Source organism: Indibacter alkaliphilus LW1, from assembly GCF_000295935.2.
Lineage (GTDB): Bacteria > Bacteroidota > Bacteroidia > Cytophagales > Cyclobacteriaceae > Indibacter > Indibacter alkaliphilus.
In genome coordinates this window covers 25,895-40,980 of the sequence record NZ_ALWO02000050.1, presented here as the reverse complement: position 1 = coordinate 40,980, position 15,086 = coordinate 25,895, and the positions used below count along the sequence as shown (strand labels likewise).

The following is a 15,086-nucleotide window of genomic DNA, read 5'->3' as shown; positions in this document are numbered from 1 at the left end:
ATTTTGTTAATTTTTATAAGAATCCTAATTCCAATTTTGCTGCTTCGGACATCATATCCTGGGAATATGGCGGATCAAAAGTGAGCTCTAACTCAACATGATTGATTCCCTGAATCTGTTGAATTTTATCTTTTACTTCTGTCGGAATAAACTCCGCTGCAGGACAGTTGGGAGATGTCAAAGTCATCAGAACATAGACATTATTGACAGGGTAAATGCTGATTTCATAAATCAGTCCCAATTCATAAACATCTACGGGAATTTCCGGGTCATACACTTGCTTGATAGCATTGATGACCTTTTCTTTCAATTCCTGCTGTGGTATTTCTTGTACGTTTTCGGTAGTTTCAGACATAGTTATCAGGCATTTTGTTTGGCTTGATAAGCCAAAGCATATAATTTCATCTGTTTGATCATGGCAGCCAGACCATTGGAACGCTGAGATCCGATAATATTACCCATCCCAATTTTATCAATAAAGCTGAGCTCAGCATTGATAATTTCTTGAGGTGTTCTTCCTGATAACACTCGAATCAAGAGGCTTATTAAGCCTTTTGTAATATCGGTGTTTGAATCAGCCAAAAACTGGATTTTATCTTCTTTCATGCCAGCTGTCAACCAAACCTTGGATTGGCAGCCCTTGATGATGTTTTCATCTTTTCTTTCTGTATCAGGAAATTCCGGAAGATTGCTTCCTAATTCCATGATATAAAAGATTGTGGACTCCTTGTCATCACCTAGAATTTCAAATTCCCCAATGATTTCATTTTGCACATCCTGGATGCTGCTCATTTATTTTTGATTTTTGCGATTTTGGCAACTGAAGTTACCATTTGATCAATTTCCGATTTGGTATTGTAAACAGAAAAGGACGCCCTAACAGTTCCTTCCAAGCCAAGTCGTTGCATTAGCGGTTGGGTGCAGTGATGTCCTGTCCTAACTGCGATTCCGTTAGCATCTAACATCATACCTACATCAAAAGGGTGCATTCCATTGATGTTGAAGGAAATTACACTTACTTTTTCTTTGGAAGTGCCTACGGGAATAAACCCCTTGATGTCATTCAATGCTTTGGTCGCATAATTCAACAATTCATCCTCATGCTGCTTGATTGCCTTTTTTCCTAATTCTTCAATGAATTCAATGGCTTTGCCAAAGGCTATCACATCAGCGATATTTGGTGTACCTGCTTCAAATTTGAATGGGATATCATTGTAAGTGGTTTTTTCGAAACTCACTTCTTTGATCATTTCCCCACCACCTTGGTAAGGAGGCATGTTTTCTAAAATTTCTCTTTTTCCATAAAGCACTCCCAAGCCAGTAGGACCGTAGAGTTTGTGCGCAGAAAAAGCAAGAAAGTCACAATCCAGTTTTTGAACATCCACCTCAAGATGGTTGGTGGACTGTGCTCCATCCAACAGTACTTTGGCACCGACCTCATGGGCTAGTTTGATTATCTCCTCGACTGGATTGATGGTTCCCAGCGCATTGGAAACATGAACGATACTGACCAATTTGGTTTTTTCAGTGAGCAGCTTTTTGAAGTTTTCAATATCAATTTCTCCTGCCTCGCTGATAGGGATTATTTTTAGAATAGCTCCTTTTTCTTTACTCAGCATTTGCCAAGGGACTATATTGGAGTGATGCTCCATAGTGGAAATGATGATTTCATCCCCTTTACCAATTTCCATGCGACCAAAGGTAGCGGCTACTAGATTAATGCTTTCTGTAGTGCCTTTAGTGAAGATGATTTCTGCATCTTCTTTTGCATTGATGAAATTTTTGACTGCTGTCCTTGTATTTTCAAAATAGCGGGTAGCCCTGTCTGCCAGCGTATGTGCTCCCCTGTGGATATTGGAATTGTCCAGCTCATAATATCCGTTGATAGCCTGCATCACCGAAAATGGTTTTTGGGTGGTGGCTGCATTATCAAAATAAACCAAGGGTTTCCCGTTTACCTCTTGATGAAGTACAGGGAATTGGCTGCGGATTTCCTCAATATTTATTGGCATGAATTGGTATTAAATTTGGCTTCCTAAGCGCTCTTGGACCAGATCGATGACTTGCTGTCTGAATGAATCATCAGAGATGTACTCCATGATCTCTCCAGCAAACGCATAAAGCAGAAAGCCTCTAGCCTGATCTCTACCCAGTCCTCTTGCCTGAAGGTAAAATAAGGCTTCTTCATCAAGTTGACCTGTGGTACACCCATGAGAACATTTTACATCATCTGCCCAAATTTCCAGTTGCGGTTTGGTATTAATTGTAGCATCCTCTGAAAGAAGGATGTTATTGTTTTGTTGGAATGCATTTGTTTTTTGGGCATCCTGCCTAACGAATATTTTTCCGTTGAAAACTCCCCTTGAACTATCTGTAAGGATTCCTTTATACAGTTCATTGGATTCAGCATGAGGCTTGGTATGGTCTACGTTAGTGTGGTTGTCCACATGAGTTTTACCGTTTAGCAGGTAAAGTCCATACATATTTCCCTCACATCCCGAATCCAAGAGGTTAAGAGAAAGGTTGTTCCTCACCATATCACCGTTCAATGAAATGACTGTGCTTGTGAAAACGGCATCTCTGTGAATATCCGTTTCAAAATTATTCACAGTTATTGCATTTCTGCTTTCATTCTGAAGTTTAGCATACTTGGTTTGGGAATTCGGTGAAGCTTTTACTTCTACCACTTGATTGGCGAAATAGGCTCTTTCATCTAAAGAAATAGTATTTTCCAAAAAAGAAACTTCAGCGTTTTCTCCGATTTCAATCAACAAGCGTGAATTGATAACCTCTCCTTGATTTGCTTTGTTGAATAACAAAATGAAAATAGGTTGTTCTATTTTCGAATTTTTATCAACGCTGATTGATAATCCATCAGCAAAACTTGCAGAATTGAGCGCTGTGAAAGGATCTTTTTCAATTTTAGCGATACTTCCAAGTGTTTGATTTTCTGCTTCTGAAAGTAAAGTTACTTTATAGTGTTGAGAGGAAATCTTTGATAAATTCAACTCTGGCTTTCCATTGTTGATAACCAAATAATCTCCTGAAAAACCTTGAGGAAGTGATTCTTGAACATCTTCTTCGCTAAGTTCAGATGCAGCTGCACAGGAAAAATTCTCGATGGATTTTTCTATTTTCCGAAGAATTGAGGTGAATTTGTACTCTTCATCTTTGATTCCTGGCAGACCAGTTTCACGAAGCCTTTGTTGGGCTTTTTCTTTTAAAGAAGAAAAATTGGATTCGTCGATTTTGTCCAAGAAAGCATTTAGTATATCTGTTTTGATAGCTGTTGCCATTGTAATTCAGTTTTAAAGGATGGGAAAAGATTAAACAGAAGCTGCGTTTGCTTCTTCTTTGATCCAGTCATAACCCTTTTCTTCCAATTCAAGCGCAAGCTCCTTCGTTCCTGATTTTACGATTCTTCCATTGTAAAGCACGTGGACGTAGTCAGGAACTATATAATCCAGTAATCTCTGGTAATGAGTAACGACTATGGTAGCCGTGTCAGGGGATTTTAATTTATTGACGCCATTGGAAACAATTCTGAGTGCGTCAATATCAAGTCCTGAATCAGTTTCATCCAAAACAGCAAGTGTAGGCTCAAGCATGGCCATTTGGAAGATTTCATTTCTTTTTTTCTCACCTCCTGAGAAACCTTCATTGAGCGATCTGCTCAAAAGTTTCTGATCCATTTCCACCAGCTTCATTTTTTCTTTCATTACAGAAAGAAATTTCACTGCATCCAATGGGTCCTGACCACGGTATTCTCTGACCTGGTTTACAGCAGTTCTGAGGAAGTTAGTTGTACTTACGCCAGGGATTTCCACTGGGTATTGAAATGCCAAAAACACACCCTCTCTGGCCCTGTCTTCAGGAGCAAGATCCAATAAGTCTTTACCTTTGAATTTGACTTCTCCTTCTGTGACTTCATATTCTTCTCTACCTGCCAATACAGAAGCAAGAGTAGATTTTCCGGACCCATTCGGACCCATTATAGCATGTACTTCACCGGCTTTTACTTCCAGATCTATACCTCTCAGTATAGGTGTACCTTCAATAGATGCGTGTAAGTTTTTTATAGATAGCATTTTATGTATTCTTTTGATAGTCTTAAGTTCATTCCAATATATTATCCCACAGATCCTTCCAAGGTAAGCGCAAGGAGTTTTTGGGCTTCCACTGCAAATTCCATAGGGAGCTGGTTGAGCACCTCTTTGGCATAGCCATTTACAATCAAAGCCACAGCATCTTCAGTGCTGATGCCTCTTTGGTTACAGTAGAATAGTTGGTCCTCTCCGATTTTGGAGGTAGTGGCCTCGTGTTCTACCATGGCAGTAGAATTCTGAATATCTATGTATGGGAAAGTATGCGCACCACATTTATCGCCCATCAATAGAGAATCACATTGCGAGAAATTTCTGGCATTGGCAGCTCTTTTCATCACTTGTACCTGACCTCTGTAGGAGTTTTGGGATTTTCCAGCCGAAATTCCTTTGGATACAATTCTGGATTTGGTGTTTTTTCCGATGTGGATCATTTTCGTACCCGTATCAGCCTGCTGGTAATTGTTGGTCACGGCTACTGAGTAGAATTCACCTATTGAATGATCACCTTTAAGAATACAAGAAGGATATTTCCAAGTAACAGCAGATCCTGTTTCTACCTGTGTCCAAGAAATCTTTGAATAGTCACCAGCGCAGATGCCTCTTTTGGTTACGAAATTGTAAATACCTCCTTTACCTTCTTTGTCACCTGGGAACCAGTTCTGAACGGTAGAATATTTCACTTCCGCATTTTTCCCGGCATAGATCTCAACTACTGCGGCATGGAGCTGGTTTTCATCTCTCTGTGGTGCTGTACACCCTTCGAGATAGGATACATAAGAGTCATCCTCAGCCACGATCAAAGTTCTTTCGAACTGACCGGTGTTGGCAGCGTTGATTCGGAAGTATGTAGATAGTTCCATTGGACATCTTACTCCAGAAGGAATATAACAAAAGGAACCATCTGAAAAAACAGCGGAATTCAGAGCTGCATAATAATTATCTGTCATAGGGACTACCGATCCCAGGTATTTTTTGACAAGTTCGGGATGTTCCTTTACAGCTTCGCTAAATGAACAGAACACAATTCCCAACTTTGAAAGCGTTTCTTTAAAAGTAGTTCCGACAGAAACTGAGTCTAAAACTGCATCTACCGCGATTCCCTGCAATCTCTTTTGCTCATTTAGGGATATGCCCAGTCTTTCATAAATCTGGAGCAATTCCGGATCTATTTCATTTAGATTTTTCGGTTTGTTTTTTTGTTTTGGGGCAGAATAATACCTCAAAGCTTGAAAATCAACTTTCGGATAGCGGACATTGGCCCACTCCGGCTCGGTCATTTCGAGCCATGATCTGAAAGCTTTCAGCCTCCAATCCAGAAGCCATTGTGGTTCTTCTTTTTTGGCAGAAATCCATCTGATGATATCTTCATTGAGTCCAATTGGAGCTTCATCGGCTTCATAGTTGACCGACCAACCGTGTTCGTACTCTTTTGAGGTAAATTCTTCTAAAATCTGATTGTCTTTGCTCATGAGCTTGAGTTATTTAGACTAATTATAGTTTGTGATGCGAAGATACAACATTATGGAAAAAATAATTGTTCGATGCTAGCTTAAAATATTGAAAATACCCATTGATATTTTCAATAAGTAATTGATATTTAAAATGATAGAAAAAATAAAGGCTGAGAATAAAAATCCCAGCCTACTTATTAAAGTGATATTAATTCATGGAATAGTAAGAAAAATAATTTATTTAGATTTAATCTAAATTGCTTTATTTACACATATTCCCGAAAAGATCAAATGATATAAATCATGTTATTTGTCAAAAAACTGAATTGGTCTGTTGATGCTTTCTTCCAGAACAATCAGGGTTTCCGTTCTATCTATACCTTCCACTTTTTGAATTTTGTCAAGAACGGTCCGGAGGTGATTGGTGTCTTTACAGATTATTTTGGCAAAGATGCTGTAATTTCCGGTTGTGTAATAAGCATTGATCACCTCTGTGATTTGTTTGAGTTTTTCGATCACATTGTCATAAAGTGAGCTTTTCTCCAGGTATATTCCTAGGAATGCGGATATATCATATCCAAGTTTTGAAAAATCAATGTTCAATGTAGCGCTTTTAACTATGCCCATATCTTCAAGTTTTCTCATCCGCACATGGACTGTACCCGATGAGACAAAGACTTTTTTGGCAATTTCGGTGTATGGGGTCTTGGCGTCATCATTTAAAAGAGAAATGATTTTCAAGTCGACATTGTCAATATCTAAAATTTTGTCCATTTTAAAGGGGTTGTTTTGAATCTATGTTAATGATATTGCGGTCAAATTATAAAATACTTAAAAAATACCAAAATTTATTTTTCAATTTGTAAAATTGACATGAATCTATTTATTTTGAATTCTCGCTTGAGTACTTATAGAATATTTTGAAATTTCTCTTAGCATATATAGATTTATTCGTCTATGATGTCATGTGATTAAGGATCAAGCGGTTTTATCTGGAAACTTTTAATCTCTAAAGTTATATTTGGGTTTATATTCTGAAAAGGGTCTTGCTTTTGGCAAGACTTTTTTATTTCCTATTTTTAAATTTAAAATGCAAAATATTGGGTATAAAAGATTTTTAAATGTACATTTGAATAAAATAAATGTGGCATCGAGATGAAAGGCATTAAAGTTTTCTTTTTATTGATATTATTTTTCAACTTCGGCTTAAATCTAAAAGGCGAGACGGTTGCTTTTACTGCTTCTGGACCTTATTCAGATCTTAAAGAGAAGGAAGATGAAAGGAATTCAACTTTGCACCCGGTTTTGATTTCAGAAGATAATTTCGGGTCTGCATGGGAATTCCCTGCTCATACAATAGACATCATTGATAGTTATTCTTCATTTATTTTCAGAACAAAAAAGAGTGCGGCAATTGATGAACTTCATGTAGTTTTAAATCTGAATGCAAAAGGTAAGCTAGTTGGGTTTGAAATTCTGAATGAAGAAGCGGACAAAGGTCTAAGGGAAAGACTAGCCTATGTTCTGCGCCAAATCCCTCGAGCAGTGTTAGTTTCGGGTTATGAAAATCCTGAGGCAACTGATTTTAGGTTAACTATCAAATAGCATTAATATACGTCAAGAGTGTTTTAATTGAAAAGGCCCCCGGCATTGAAATGTCGGGGACTTTTTTTTGAGCGGTTAGGAAGATGGTAAATACTGCTTTACTTTTATTACAAACCAATCTTTATAAAAATTAAATCCGGCATTATCCGTAATCAGTATTTAGGAGGTGGATGTGGGATTTAAGAATCTTAAAATTTAAATGCTTATGAAATTACGAATACTTCCCATTCTTGGGGCATTCCTACTCAGCACGGGAATGGCCACTGCTCAAGAGAAAGTGCTCAATGAGAAAAAATGGCCTGAACAGGACGAAAATTCAAAATTTTATACTGTTTCAGGAGAAAGACATGGACAGTCGTTTTTTAAGAAGCACAAATTCCCTGAAGTGGAATATGAGCCGGGAGAAAAACTGACTTTTGATATTTATCATACGCCTGATGTGATGTATCATTGGTACAGGTTGTGGGCTGAAAAATTCCCGGAAATCACGGAACTGTACGAGGTAGATAAATCCTACGAGGGGAGACCTATCCTGCAGATGACGATTACCAACAAAAAAACAGGCAAGCATACAGACAAGCCTGCCGCATATTTCGAAGGAGGAAGACATGGTGGTGAAGTGACAGCAAGTGAGGCAGTGTTTTGGTTGACCCAACACCTTTTGGAGAATTATGGGAAAGATCCTGAAATCACCAGATTGATCGATACCAAAACTATTTATGTCAGACCGCAGAACAATCCTGACGGAAGTAATATGTATTTATTTTCCGAACAGAGAAACAGAAGTACTGTCCGTCCATATGATGTAGATGGAGACGGTCTGTACGATGAAGATCCCGAAGAGGATCTGAATGGAGATGGAATCATTCACATGATGCGTAAAAAGGCTGTTACTGAAGAAGAAAAAGCAGAAGCCAACTATATTCTGGATCCAAGAGACCCCTCTGGGAGATTGATGAAAAGGGTGTTTGAAGGGCAAGGAGAATACCTGATGTATACTGAGGGAATTGACAACGATGGGGATGGTAAATACAATGAAGACGGGATAGGCGGTCTGGATCTTCATAGAAATTATCCTGAAAATTGGAGACCGGATAGAAGAGGGGATATGACAGGTAGAGGTTATACCCAATTCGGTGCCGGGGAATATCCACTAAGTGAAATCGAGACAAGGTCGACTGTACTCTGGCTGCTTTCTCATCCCAATATTTCTGTTGTAAATTCATTGGATACAAGAGTACCAATGCACCTAAGGCCACCGTCCACCTCTTCTTCAGAAGAGTCAATGTTTGAAAAGGATAGACAAATATATGAGTACTATGACAGCTTGGGGATGAGCATTACAGGTTATCCTTGGGCAGGAGACGTCTACGAAACTTACAGCACCAGATGGAAAGTCAATAGGTTGACTGGGGATCCTTTGAAACCTAATCCACTTTTTGGACATGGACCTGATTTTGGTTATTTCTATTACGGAGCTGTGTGGTATGGTGATGAGCTTTGGAACAATGGGGCGATGAAAGATTATGATGGAGATGGAATATTGGATGATTATGACGCTTTGATGTGGGATGATGAAGAAAACGGGTCCAGGGGATTCAAGTCCTGGGAAAAATTTGATCACCCACAACTGGGAGAAGTTGAAATAGGCGGGTTTCATCCTAAATTTTTCTCACAGAATGGCCCTCCATGGCAGCTGGAAGGATGGATTAGAAAACAATCACTCTTCAATTTGGCTATGGCCATGGATCTGCCACAAATAGAAATCAATGATATAAAAGTGAGCAAAACCGGTGATGAGTATGAAATCAAGGTGACTTGGGAAAATTCAGGAAAGTTGCCTGTAGCGCTTGATCAGGCCAAACGTGTGAAGATTGTTCAGGAAGACAGGTTGATCTTGGAATTTGACAAAGAGCTGACCAAAGGGTTTGAAAATGCCAAAGTCCAGATTACAAGTCCTGAATTGTATGATAAAACGATCTATGCTGGTTATACAGAGGCAGGAGAATCCAAAGAATCTGTATTCAAAGTGAAAGTAAATCATAATGAACCAGTGAAAGCAAAAGTCAAGCTGTTGTCTACCAGGGGGGGGTATGTAGAAAGGGAAATCACTTTAGGTAATTGATCATATTATTAATTTAAAATTAAAAGAACCGCAGATTTTGGTGAATGCGCACCAGACCTGCGGTTTTTTCTTTTTAAAACAATCTAAGTTCCATTAAAGTAAATTTACCTGACCGAAGACTGAAGTTTGGTTAACTTTCGGAAAATTATTGTTAAGAAATATGAAGTTGTTGATTTATAAGTATTTGTTGGTTTTCCATTTTTTACTATTCACCCTTGTAGCATATGGACAGCAGAAGCGATCCCTTACACATGATGATTATGATGGTTGGGAGTCTATCAGTGCGGAAAAAATTACAAAAAATGGTGATTGGTTGGGTTATGAAATCAATCCTCAGGACGGTGACGGGAGACTGGAAGTGGTTTCTCATAGCAACCCTATCAATAAAATTATCATCCCCCGGGGAGGCAATTGGAATTTTTCCCATGACAGCAAATTTGCTTTTGGAAAAATTGTTCCTGAAAGAGATTCAGTCAGGTATTTGAAATTGAAGAAGGCAAAATCAGATCAAATGCCGAAGGATAGTCTTTTCATCGTCAATCTTGAATCTGAGAATGTAGAGAAATTTGCGCGCGTCAAATCCTACAGCCACCCCAAAAAGAAAGGGAACTGGATTGCGATTCACTTTGAAAAAGATAAACCTGTAAAAGCCAAGGATGATGATAAGGCTGATTCTTTGAAAAACGAATCTGATACGAAGGATCGTCCAAGAAATTCTGAGGGCACGAAACTTCTGGTGAGATCCCTTGACGGGCAAAAGAAGTTTGAATTCCACAGAGTTAAAGAATATGGTTTTTCGGATAACGGAGATTTTTTCTTTTATATCAAGGCGGAAGAGGATACTTTGAAAAATACCGGAATCTTTTTGCTCAATCTGGCTACAGGGATTTCCAAAATCATAGATGTCAGAAAAACAGAGTACCTTTCTCCTGCATTTTCCTCGAGTAATAAGTATTTGGCATACCTTACCACTGAAGATTCCACTAATGCCAAAAAACCATATTACGATCTTTATCTCTATGAAATAGCCAATGAGTCCAACCAGAAAATACTGCATAAGGAATCTCAGGACTTGGAAGGGATGATTTCCAAACATGGCAGGCTTTTTTTCTCAAAAGATGAAAACAGACTGTTTTTTGGAACAGCTCCCGATTACAAAACCTTCGCTTATGAAGAAGACACGACAATCCTGACTGAGGAAAGAGTAAGTCTTGACATCTGGGGCTGGCAAGATGCTGAAATTCAGCCGATGCAATTGCGCAACAAATCCAGAGAAGAGCAAAGAAATTTTCTGACCGCCTATGAGATCAGTAATAGAAAAATCATTCCTCTTGGAGATGAGCGTATCCCATCCGTGAATGTGGACAAAAATGCCAAACACAAAATAGGCATAGGCGTGGACGACAGCCCTTACAGAAGAAGTTACAGTTGGGATATTCAAATCGGAAAGGATGTTTATATAGTCAACCTCGAAAACGGACATCGATACCTCATGATGGAAAACCTGTCTGGAAACCCACAACTTTCCCCAGAAGGAAAGTTTGTGTATTGGTATTCTATGAAAGACAGTTCCTGGATTGCTTTTGACCTTGCCTCTAGGTCTTTCAAAAATATGACAAAGAAAATAGGTGTTAATTTTTATGATGAATTACACGATTCCCCTTCGATGCCGTCTTCTTATGGAGCTGCAGGTTGGCTAAAAGGAGATTCCGGATTTTTGGTTTATGACAAATACGACGTATGGAAAGTTGACCCATCTGGTACAGCCGCACCTGTTAATCTCACTGCAGGAGAAGGAAGAAAGAGAAATATTACTTTCAGAAGGCAAAAACTGGATGCAGAAGAGGAGACCATTGATCCGTCAAAGCCACTATTACTTACTGCATTCCAGGAATTTGATAAGAGAGATGGTTTTTTCCTTGCCAATTATACTGAACCAAAACCTCCAGAAGAGCTTTTATTCACAGATCATAGGTATTTTGGTTTTGCTAAAGCGAAAGAGAATGAAAGGATCATAGTCAGAAGATCTACTTACAAAGATAATCCTGATATCTATAGCAGTGATTTGTCCATGAAGGAGTTAAAAAGAATATCTTCACTCAACCCACAACAAACACAGGTAAAGTGGGGGAGTGTAGAGTTGATTAATTACAGGGCAAATGACGGGGAACCCATGCAAGGACTATTGTTTAAGCCTGAAAACTTCGATACCAGGAAAAAGTATCCTATGATGGTCTATTTTTATGAGAGAAATTCGGATGGACTTCACAATTACAGGGCACCAGTACCAAGTGCCTCAATCATCAACATTCCTTTTTTTGTAAGTAATGATTATCTGGTTTTTGTACCTGATATCAAATATGAATTGGGGCTTCCAGGACCAAGTGCCTACAACTGCATCATCCCTGGAGTACATAATATAATAGACCGTGGATTTGTGGATAGGAAAAATATAGCGATTCAGGGTCAGAGCTGGGGGGGATACCAAGTGGCACATTTGATTACGCGAACCAATATGTTCAAAGCAGCAGGAGCTGGTGCTCCAGTAGTGAATATGACATCAGCCTATGGAGGAATTCGTTGGGGAACTGGGATGAGCAGGATGTTTCAATACGAGCAGACACAGTCAAGAATAGGCGGTACCTTGTGGGAAAAGCCAATGTATTACATGCAGAACTCTCCGCTTTTTTATATGGATAGGGTAGAAACTCCTGTGCTTATCATGCACAATGACGCAGATGGTGCAGTGCCATGGTACCAGGGAATAGAAATGTTTATGGCCTTAAAGCGATTGAATAAGCCAGCTTGGTTACTTCAATATAATGATGAAGACCATAACTTAAGACTTAGGAAAAACAGGAAAGATCTTTCGGTCCGATTGTCACAGTTTTTTGATCATTATCTTAAAGGGGCTCCTGCACCACTTTGGATGACGGAAGGATTGCCTGCAGTAGAAAAGGGAAGGACTTTAAAGTACGAGCTTTCTGAGGAGGAAGATGGAATAGATTATTGAAAAACATCTTTTCAGCAATATTGCTTTAGCTTTTCCAGAACTCCCTGTTCATGGTTACGATGTTGGCTACGGAGATGCTCTGTGGACAAACTTCTTGGCAGGCTCCTGTGAAGGTACAAGAGCCAAAGCCTTCTTGGTCCATCTGAGCAACCATAGACTTTACCCTGTTTTTGGCTTCCATTTTCCCTTGAGGAAGCATGGCGAGATGACTGATCTTCGCCCCGGTAAATAGAGCAGCACTGGCATTTTTGCAGACAGCTACGCAAGCTCCACAGCCTATACAGGCAGCGGCATCAAAAGCTGACTCAGCCGTATAATGTCCAATTAAAATACTGTTTGCTTCAGGTGCCTGGCCCGTATTTACACCGATATAGCCACCTTTGGCAATGATTCTATCTAATGCCGTTCTGTCAATACAGAGGTCTTTTTTGATGGGAAAAGCAGCTGCCCTAAAAGGTTCCAAAAAGAGCTCATCACCATCATTAAAGCTTCTCAGGTGTGTCTGGCAAGTGGTTGCATGTTTTTCAGGACTCTGTATGTGTCCATTGATTACAAATCCACATTGCCCACAAATCCCCTCCCTACAGTCAGACTCGAAAGCTATGGGGTCTTTTCCGTCTTTTATCAGCTTTTCATTCAAAAAATCCAACATCTCCGGAACGGACATTTGTGGATCTAGGCCACTGAGTTCATAGGTTTCAAACCTGCCTTTAGACTTTTGGTTTTCCTGTCTCCAGATATGTAATGTTAGCTTCATATTATTTATAACTTCGTTCACTCACTTTAATAGATTCAAAATCCAAATGCTCTTTATGCAAATTATGGTTTCCATTTTCAAGTATTTCCCAAACTGATACAAATTGGAATTCATTGTCATTTCTTTTTGCTTCACCATCCGGAGTTTGGTGTTCGGCTCTGAAATGAGCGCCACATGACTCTTCCCGTTGCAGGGCATCTTCTACAATTAATTGAGCCAATTCAAGATAATCCTCCATTCGGGCAGCTTTTTCCAGTTCAAAATTCAGACTACTTCCTTTCGGGACAAGCAGTTCCTTGTAAAAGGAGTCCCGAAGATTTTTTAACTCTGTTTTGGCTTTGAGAAGCGTCTGTTTTTCTCTGATTAATCCACATTTGTTGTACAGAATTTTTCCCAGTTCTTTGTGAAACTCTTCAGCTGTTTTATTGCCTTGGATAGCAAGTAGATTATCAAGCCTTTTCTGGTTGGTATCTATTATTTCATGGCTTAATTCAGGTTTGGGGTCTTCTATGGGTTTTTCACCGGCCAAGTAGTTCATGATAGTATGAGGTGAAATAAAGTAGCCATCTACACAAGCCTGTAGGAGGGAGTTTGCTCCAAGTCTATTTGCACCATGATCTGCAAAATTCGCTTCTCCCAACACAAAGAGCCCTTCAAGGTTACTCATTAATTCATAATCAACCCATAATCCGCCCATAGAAAAGTGGGCAGAAGGAGAGATTAACATGGGTTCTTTGAAAGCATCCATTCCTGTAATTTTTTTATACATATAAAAGAGATTGCCATATCTTTTTTCGATGGCTGTCTTTCCATCCCTATTGATAGCATCCTTAAAATCCAGATAGACGGCATTATTCATAGGCCCTACACCATGACCATTGTCAATTTGTTCTTTGGCAGCTCTGGATGAAATGTCTCTGGGGGCCAGGTTGCCATAAGAAGGATATTTTCTTTCCAGGTAATAATCTCTTTCTTCTTCAGGGATTTCATGGGGAGGTCTATTATCTCCGGACTTGATAGGAACCCAGATTCTACCATCATTCCTAAGAGATTCTGACATCAAGGTGAGCTTAGATTGATAGTCACCCATTTGTGGCAAAGAAGTAGGGTGAAACTGGGTCCAGCTTGGAGCAGCAAAAAACGCCCCCTGTTTATGTGCTCGCCAAATTGCAGAAGCATTGCAGTTCATTGCCAAGGTGGACAGATAATAAATTTTACCGTAGCCCCCGGTTGCCAAAACGACAGCATCAGCAACGTGCAATTTGATTTCTCCTGTGTCTAGGTTTCTAGCTACTATACCTTTCGCTTTTCCTTCTTCTACCCAAAGGTCCATCATTTCATGTCTTGTGTGGAGCCTGACATTACCGATTTGACTTTGTCTCATCAAAGCCTGATAAGCTCCCTGCAAAAGCTGCTGGCCAGTTTGTCCTCTCGCATAAAAGGTTCGGCTGACCTGTACTCCTCCAAACGACCTATTGCTCAGGTAGCCACTGTATTCTCTTGCAAAAGGAACGCCCTGTGCTACAGCTTGGTCTATCAAAGCAAGTGAACATTCTGCCATTCTGTATACATTGGCTTCCCTGGATCTGAAATCGCCTCCTTTGACCGTGTCATAAAACATTCTCCAGATACTATCCCCATCATTTTTATAATCTTTGGCAGCATTGATGCCTCCTTGTGCTGCCACACTATGAGCCCTGCGGGGAGATTCATGGAAGGTGAATACTTCAACTTGAAAACCAAGCTCAGATAAACTTGCTGCGCATGAAGAACCCGCAAGCCCAGTTCCTACCACTATGACCCGGTATTTCCTTCGATTGGCTGGGTTGATCAGTCGACAGCTTGCTTTATATTGGGTCCATTTCTCTTGTATCGGCCCCGGAGGTATTTTGGAATCAATCATGCCTTAATATAACCAAGGCAAAGGAGCTATCGAAAGGATTGGGATTAATTTTTTAATTATGGAGTTTTTGAAAAGCAGCTTTTTAAATGTACTTTCAACACTTTATATTTAGGATTCATTATCAAA

Annotated in this window: 12 protein-coding genes; 3 read left to right on the top strand and 9 right to left on the bottom strand. The window is 39.6% G+C overall.

Translation table 11 applies throughout. The features are described 5' to 3' along the window. Positions 1-13: 13 nt before the first annotated feature. The 7 genes from A33Q_RS18180 to A33Q_RS18150 all read right to left on the bottom strand — a co-directional run bounded on the left by A33Q_RS18180 (position 14) and on the right by A33Q_RS18150 (position 6,331). Positions 14-355 (bottom strand): DUF59 domain-containing protein, encoded by a 342-nt coding sequence (locus A33Q_RS18180; protein WP_009035531.1) that lies wholly within the window; start codon positions 353-355, stop codon positions 14-16. Between the two features lie 5 nt (positions 356-360). After that, positions 361-792 carry a SufE family protein gene (locus tag A33Q_RS18175; RefSeq protein WP_009035530.1) on the bottom strand — a complete coding sequence of 144 codons (432 nt, stop codon included), beginning with the start codon at positions 790-792 and terminating at the stop codon, positions 361-363. After that, entirely contained in the window at positions 789-2,012 is a 1,224-nt protein-coding gene (locus tag A33Q_RS18170) for an aminotransferase class V-fold PLP-dependent enzyme (RefSeq protein WP_009035529.1), read from the bottom strand. The genes A33Q_RS18175 and A33Q_RS18170 overlap by 4 nt, the downstream gene beginning before the upstream one ends. A 9-nt stretch (positions 2,013-2,021) precedes the next feature. Next, positions 2,022-3,296 (bottom strand): Fe-S cluster assembly protein SufD, encoded by a 1,275-nt coding sequence (gene sufD, locus A33Q_RS18165; protein WP_009035528.1) that lies wholly within the window; start codon positions 3,294-3,296, stop codon positions 2,022-2,024. A gap of 30 nt (positions 3,297-3,326) precedes the next feature. Next, positions 3,327-4,088: a Fe-S cluster assembly ATPase SufC gene (gene sufC, locus A33Q_RS18160; protein WP_009035527.1), complete on the bottom strand. Its 762-nt coding sequence runs from the start codon at positions 4,086-4,088 to the stop codon at positions 3,327-3,329. 41 nt (positions 4,089-4,129) lie between these two features. After that, complete coding sequence (gene sufB / locus A33Q_RS18155) at positions 4,130-5,575, bottom strand: Fe-S cluster assembly protein SufB (protein WP_009035526.1); 1,446 nt, start codon at positions 5,573-5,575, stop codon at positions 4,130-4,132. A gap of 288 nt (positions 5,576-5,863) precedes the next feature. After that, positions 5,864-6,331, bottom strand: a complete 468-nt coding sequence (locus A33Q_RS18150; protein WP_009035525.1) for an Lrp/AsnC ligand binding domain-containing protein — start codon at positions 6,329-6,331, stop codon at positions 5,864-5,866. Between the two features lie 381 nt (positions 6,332-6,712). Here A33Q_RS18150 and A33Q_RS18145 point away from each other — a divergent pair, with 381 nt between their 5' ends. The 3 genes from A33Q_RS18145 (at position 6,713) to A33Q_RS18135 (ending at position 12,300) form a co-directional block, all read left to right on the top strand. Then, positions 6,713-7,162, top strand: coding sequence for a hypothetical protein (locus tag A33Q_RS18145; protein ID WP_009035524.1), 450 nt, complete (start codon positions 6,713-6,715; stop codon positions 7,160-7,162). Between the two features lie 205 nt (positions 7,163-7,367). Further along, positions 7,368-9,287: a M14 family metallopeptidase gene (locus A33Q_RS18140; protein WP_009035523.1), complete on the top strand. Its 1,920-nt coding sequence runs from the start codon at positions 7,368-7,370 to the stop codon at positions 9,285-9,287. A 160-nt stretch (positions 9,288-9,447) separates the two neighbouring features. Next, positions 9,448-12,300, top strand: coding sequence for an alpha/beta hydrolase family protein (locus A33Q_RS18135; RefSeq protein ID WP_009035522.1), 2,853 nt, complete (start codon positions 9,448-9,450; stop codon positions 12,298-12,300). A gap of 25 nt (positions 12,301-12,325) precedes the next feature. Here A33Q_RS18135 and A33Q_RS18130 read toward each other — a convergent pair whose 3' ends face one another. Together A33Q_RS18130 and A33Q_RS18125 are read right to left on the bottom strand one after the other, a co-directional pair. Continuing rightward, the gene (locus A33Q_RS18130) at positions 12,326-13,057 is read right to left on the bottom strand and encodes a succinate dehydrogenase/fumarate reductase iron-sulfur subunit (protein WP_009035521.1); all 732 of its coding nucleotides are present in this window, start codon (positions 13,055-13,057) and stop codon (positions 12,326-12,328) included. 1 nt (position 13,058) lies between these two features. Further along, complete coding sequence (locus A33Q_RS18125) at positions 13,059-14,960, bottom strand: fumarate reductase/succinate dehydrogenase flavoprotein subunit (protein ID WP_009035520.1); 1,902 nt, start codon at positions 14,958-14,960, stop codon at positions 13,059-13,061. Between the last annotated feature and the right edge of the window lie 126 nt (positions 14,961-15,086).

Coding starts and splice junctions, on each gene's coding strand:
- A33Q_RS18180 (WP_009035531.1), bottom strand. CDS start 355: ATGTCTGAAACTACCGAAAACGTACAAGAAATACCACAGCAGGAATTG.
- A33Q_RS18175 (WP_009035530.1), bottom strand. CDS start 792: ATGAGCAGCATCCAGGATGTGCAAAATGAAATCATTGGGGAATTTGAA.
- A33Q_RS18170 (WP_009035529.1), bottom strand. CDS start 2,012: ATGCCAATAAATATTGAGGAAATCCGCAGCCAATTCCCTGTACTTCAT.
- sufD (WP_009035528.1), bottom strand. CDS start 3,296: ATGGCAACAGCTATCAAAACAGATATACTAAATGCTTTCTTGGACAAA.
- sufC (WP_009035527.1), bottom strand. CDS start 4,088: ATGCTATCTATAAAAAACTTACACGCATCTATTGAAGGTACACCTATA.
- sufB (WP_009035526.1), bottom strand. CDS start 5,575: ATGAGCAAAGACAATCAGATTTTAGAAGAATTTACCTCAAAAGAGTAC.
- A33Q_RS18150 (WP_009035525.1), bottom strand. CDS start 6,331: ATGGACAAAATTTTAGATATTGACAATGTCGACTTGAAAATCATTTCT.
- A33Q_RS18145 (WP_009035524.1), top strand. CDS start 6,713: ATGAAAGGCATTAAAGTTTTCTTTTTATTGATATTATTTTTCAACTTC.
- A33Q_RS18140 (WP_009035523.1), top strand. CDS start 7,368: ATGAAATTACGAATACTTCCCATTCTTGGGGCATTCCTACTCAGCACG.
- A33Q_RS18135 (WP_009035522.1), top strand. CDS start 9,448: ATGAAGTTGTTGATTTATAAGTATTTGTTGGTTTTCCATTTTTTACTA.
- A33Q_RS18130 (WP_009035521.1), bottom strand. CDS start 13,057: ATGAAGCTAACATTACATATCTGGAGACAGGAAAACCAAAAGTCTAAA.
- A33Q_RS18125 (WP_009035520.1), bottom strand. CDS start 14,960: ATGATTGATTCCAAAATACCTCCGGGGCCGATACAAGAGAAATGGACC.